3 protein-coding genes are annotated in these 5,172 nt (G+C 73.4%); 1 reads left to right on the top strand and 2 read right to left on the bottom strand.

Features of this window, described 5'->3' with window-relative positions:
- Positions 1-736, top strand: a 736-nt coding sequence (locus tag GRF61_RS23270) for an SDR family oxidoreductase (RefSeq protein WP_169152995.1), incomplete at its 5' end; no start/stop codon positions are given.
- A 93-nt stretch (positions 737-829) separates the two neighbouring features.
- Here GRF61_RS23270 and GRF61_RS23265 read toward each other — a convergent pair.
- Together GRF61_RS23265 and GRF61_RS23260 are read right to left on the bottom strand one after the other, a co-directional pair.
- Complete coding sequence (locus tag GRF61_RS23265) at positions 830-1,675, bottom strand: class I SAM-dependent methyltransferase (RefSeq protein WP_169152994.1); 846 nt, start codon at positions 1,673-1,675, stop codon at positions 830-832.
- A 498-nt stretch (positions 1,676-2,173) separates the two neighbouring features.
- Positions 2,174-5,172 (bottom strand): DUF748 domain-containing protein (locus tag GRF61_RS23260; RefSeq protein WP_169152993.1); only part of this gene is annotated, 2,999 nt, incomplete at its 5' end.

Here is a 5,172-nt window from a genome sequence, read left to right as displayed (position 1 = left end):
GTGGGTGAACAACGCCATGGTCACCGTCTATGCCGACGTCGCCCGCATGCAGGCGGAGGATTTCCGCCGCGTCACCGAGGTGAGCTACCTGGGCGCGGTGTGGGGCACCCAGGCGGCGCTGCGCCGCATGCGCCCGCGCAACCGCGGCACCGTGGTGCAGATCGGCTCGGCGCTGGCCTACCGTTCCATCCCGCTGCAGTCCGCCTACTGCGCCGCCAAGGCCGCGCTGCGTGGCTTCACCGATGCGTTGCGTACCGAGCTGTACCACGACGATTGCGATGTGCATCTCACCATGGTGCAGCTCTCCGCCTTCGACACGCCGCAGTTCGACTGGGGCCGCAACCGCATGCCGGGGCGGCCGCGCCCGGTGGGCCGGGTGTTTGCGCCGGAACGGGCCGCCCGCGCCATCTATCGCGCCGCGCACAGCCGCCGGCGCGAACACTGGGTCGGTCTGCCGGCGGCGCTCGCCATCGTCGGCACCCGGCTGCTGCCCGGCTTCCTCGACCGCAAGATGGAGCGGGACGCCTGGGAAGGACAGCTGGAGGATGCCGGGGGCGGGGCGCACGCCTGGCTACGCGATGGCAACCTGATGCGGCCGGCGCCGGGGCGGCAGGGCGCCCGGGGGCGCTTCGGCGCCGAGGTGGCGCGGGCGCAGCAGAGCGACGCGGGCATGCTTGCCGGTATGGCGCTGCTGGCCGCAGGACTGCTGGCCGTACTGGCGAAGCGCCGGCCTTGAGTCTGGCGTCGGGTCCGGTAGCGAGCGCCGGCCGCAGCCGTCCATCGTGGCGCGCGGCCAGCGGCGCCGGTGGCCGCCCCGGCTCGACTGCGCTCAGGGCGCCGTGGCGCTCACCCGCCAGCAAGCAGCGGTGAAGCGCACTTCGCCGTCCCGCACATAGGGCTGGAAAGCCTGGCGCAGCACCGCCAGCACCCGGGTCCGCGTGTGCGCGTCGCTACGCTGCAGCGCCTGGCCCACCGGCCCCAGCCAGCTCAGGTAATGCAGCAGATCCGCCTCCGGCATGCGGCAGTCCACGTCCAGCGGCTGCAGCGCTGCCTCCCGCCAGCCGCTCTCGTCCAGGATGCGCCGCACCCGGCCCGCATCGGCAAAGGCGAACTGCCCCGGCCCGCCCGCGTGGCGCGGCGGCAGCGCCGGCAGCAGCGGTGCCGCCGCGGCCTCGGCGGTCGTCATGAAAGGGTTCTCGGCCGGGCTGCGCCAGGCCACGAACTCCAGCGTCGCCCCCGGCCTTGCCGCAGCACGCAGGTTGGCGAAGGCCTGCGCCGGCTGGTCGAAGAACATGACGCCGAAGCGGGAGACGAAGTGGTCGAAGCTGCCCGGCTCGAAGGCGTGGCGCTGGGCATCCGCAAGAATGAAGGCGGCCGGCGACACCGCGCGGGTTGCCCGGCCCCGTGCGGCTTCTATCATCGGCCGGGAGAGATCGATGCCAGTGCTGCGCCCGGGTGCGGCCAGGCGTCTCGCCAGCGCCAGCGTCAGCGCCCCGGTGCCGCAGCCCACGTCCAGCACCCGCGTGCTGGAACCTTCTGCAACGATGCCGGCCAGCAGCGCTTCGAACGGCTGGAAGAGGCGATCCAGCACCGCCTGCGCCTCCACCCAGGCCCGGCCTGCGGGCCCGTTCCAAAGCCGCTCCTGTTCCTCCCTGATGTCCTCACTGCTGCTCATGCCAGCCTCCTCAAGCGTGCGAAGCGCACAGCCTGCCATTTCAAGTCGACTTGAAGTCAAGGGGGTTTCAGGCGGTCAGGACGGATCGTCTCGCGGCGAGCGGAGCGGGCTGCCCCCGCAGCGCAGTCGCGGCCGCCGCGTCGCGGACGCTGCCGGCACCCAGGGCGGTCACGCTGGAAGCGCCCGGCGAGTTCTCTCCCATGCGGTGCAGCCGGGAAGCGCCTGGCGGCCATCGCAACAAGCGCCCTCTTCGTTTGGGTGAGGCTGGGGTGAGGCGTCCGTGCAAGGGCGCTGGCGGCCAGCGATCGGACCGCCTTCTCGCTGGTCCCGCTTCCGCTCCTGGCCTTGCGCTTGCCGGTCACCGGGTGGTCCGGCGGGAGAAACTGCGCTGTGTTTTTCCACCTGCGCAGCGGCGAGAGCGGGCAGGTTCATCGCACCCGCCCGGGTCTGCCTCGGGCCGCATTCGCCTGCCGCGGGTCCGGCCGCGCGCCCTTGCCCTCAGCGCTCGACTTCCACTTCCAGCTCCGCTTGCGGTGCAGCCTTTCGTCCTTCGGCTGCGCCGGCCGGCTTCGTTTCCAGCCGCTCGCCGGCCACGCCGTGGGCGGCGAGGTAGTCATGTACTGCTTTGCCGCGATGCTCGGCCAGCACTTGCAGCGCCTCGTCCGCCACGCCCTGGTGCTGCAGCAGGCGGTTGAACAGTTCGCGGTGCAGGGCGGTTTCGTTGCCGGCCTGGGGGCTGCGGGCGAACTCGTCGCGGAAGGCGGCCAGCGCCTGGGCGCCGGCGGTGGCTTCGAAGCGGCTGGCGACGGCGCCGCGGATGGCGCTGTCGCCGAAGTCCAGCTGGTTCACCGGTCCGCTGCCAGGAGACTGGCCGGCGGCGGTAGCGACCTCGCGGCGGGTGGCCTGCAGGCGCAGGGCGGCGCCATCGTCGGCGGCGAGGTAGGTGCCGCGGATGCGCAGCTTGAGCTGGGGCCGCTGCGCCAGCGCGCCGGCGAGCTGCTGCAGTTTCTCTTGCTCCACCGGCGACAGGCGCTCGCTGCCGGCGTCGAAGGCGACCGCCTGCAGGCTGTCGTCCTCGCCGCGACCGACCAGGCGGGCGAGCAGGCGGAAGGGGGCGGTGACGGCGCGCTTGAGCACGTTGCCGATGGCGTCTCGCACCAGCTGGCCATACTCGAAGCGGGCGTCGCCGACGTTGCCGCGAACCGGCACTTCGAGGTGGACGCGGCCTTGCGGATCCTTGAGCAAGGCGAGGGCGAGTTCCAGCGGCAGGTCCATGGCATTGGGCGCGTCCACCCGCTCGCCCAGGGTGAAGTCTTCCAGGGTGACGGCGTTGTTGCCGTCCAGCTGCCAGTCGAGCACCCGGTAGCGCACGTCCAGCCACAGCCGGCCGCGGGCGATGGTGCGGCCGGCGAAGGTGGCGCTGTAGGGGGAGAGCTGGGACATCTCGACGTTGTCGAAGCGCACCGCGACGTCGGTGAGTTCGTTGAGGGCGAAGGGCCGCAGCCGGCCTTCGACCCGCACCTCGCCGTACGGTGGAATGGCGCCGCGGGCGTCGATCACCGCTTCGCTGCCGGCGGCGTTGTCCACCCCCTGCACCTGGCCGTTGAGCCCTTGCGCCTGGGCGGAGAAGGGCAGGATCAGGCTCTGGTCGGCGAAGTCCACCGTGGCGTTGCGCAGTTCGATGCGGTCCACCCGCAGCGGGAAGAGGTCCGGCGCGTCCTCGGCCACCTTGGCCGCCGCTTTGCGGGCGGTGTTCCGGGTGACCGCCTGGGCGCCGCCGTCCGCCGCCGGGTTGTCGCGCTGGCGCAGGATCTTGCCGAGGTTGAGCTGGCGGTCGCGGTCCACGATGAGACGGGCGTTGGGCCGGTCCATGACGCTGGTGGCCAGCGCCAGCCGGTCCGGCGCCAGCTGCAGGCTGCCGCGGGTGGTGATGCTGCGGGCGGAGAACAGCGGCTCGCCGCTTTCGGCGACGTCGAAGCGGATGCCGTCCAGCCGCGCCTCGCCCTCGGCGCGCAGGCGCGGCTGGCCGTCGCGGGCATAGCGGATCTGCAGGTCGCCGCCGAGCTTGCCGGCCAGCAGTTTCAGCGTGGTGTAGCGCTCCACCAGGGCGCGGGCGGGGGCGAGTTCCACCGCCTCCAGGCGCAGCCGGCCCTGCAGCCGGCTGGCATCCTGCGCGGCCTCGCCCTGCATCTGCAGGCGGCCGCCGCCGGCCACCTCCAGCTTCACGTCCACGCCCAGGGGGCCGGCCTGGCCGCTGGCGACATGGGTGAGCTGCACGCCGCCCTGCACCCGCAGCTGCAGCGGGGTGCTGGTGCGCTTGTCGTGGAAGCCGAGGTCCAGGCCATCGGCGCTTACCCGTTCAAGGGCGTAGGACCAGGGTTGGCCGACATCTGCCTGCCGGCCCTGGGCCGGCTGCGCCGGCTTGCCCTCACGGGCGGCTTGCGGCACCAGCCCGCCGGGGATGAAGACGGTGCCATCCGGTTCGATGGCGAGGTCCAGCCGGCTGCCGGACAGCGCCAGTTCGCGGGCGGTGAGGGCGCGCCTGGCGGTGTCCACGCTGGCGCCGGCGAGGTGGATGCGTTCCACCATGAGGGGGCTGGCGTCGCCGCCGGCGAAGCGGGGGCGCTGTAAGGTGGCATCCAGCGCGTCCACCCGCAGGCCCGCGTCGCCGGTGGCGACGGTGATGTTGCCGCCGGCGTCCAGCCGGGCGACGTCCAGCCGGCGGCGGGCATCCGCCTGTTCGCGGTAATGCAGGGCGATGTTCTCCAGCCGCGCTGCCGGCAGCTCGATGTGCCAGGGCGCCTCGTCGGCGGCTGGCGGCGTGTGCGGGCCGCGCTGCAGGCTGGCCCAGTCCAGCCTGCCTTCGGCATCGACGGTGATGCTGAGCTCGCCGTCCGCCAGCCGCAGGCCCTCCAGGCGCAGGCGGCGCTCGCCCAGGGTGAAGCTGCCGCCGCCGATCTCGGCGCGGCGCAGCGCCAGCATGGGCGCGTCTTTGTCCTGGCTGCCGGCGCGGGCGAGGCGCAGGTCGTCGGCAGCGAGCGTGAGCGCTTCGATCACCAGTTCGAAGCCGTCCGCCGCCATGCCGGCTCGGTAGTTACCGCCAACGGCGAGGCGGCCCTGCGGCGGCGCCAGATCCAGTTGCCGCGCCAGCAGCGGCCACCAGCCTTCCAGCCGGGCCTCGTCGATCTGGATGCGGCCCTGGCTGCTGCGGCCGGTGAGGGCGAGTTCGCCGTCCGCCTGCAGGCTGCCGCCGCCGGGCAGGCGAGCGCCCAGCTGGTAGGTGGCGGCGCCCGCTTCAGGATCGGAGGCGAGTCCATCGGCCCGCAGGTCTATGCCTTCGATGGCGACGGGCGGGGCATCGGCGGCCGCTTCGCGCTCGCGAAGGGCGATGCTGCCGCCGGTGACGGCGAGGTGGCGTATCAGCAGCGGCGGCAGGGGGGCTTCCGTGGCGGGGCCGGTCGCGCCGGCATCCGTGCCGGCGGGCGGGGTTTCCGCAG

This window comes from Azoarcus sp. TTM-91 (genome assembly GCF_012911025.1).
Lineage (GTDB): Bacteria > Pseudomonadota > Gammaproteobacteria > Burkholderiales > Rhodocyclaceae > Azoarcus.
This window is presented reverse-complemented; position numbering and strand designations above follow the sequence as displayed.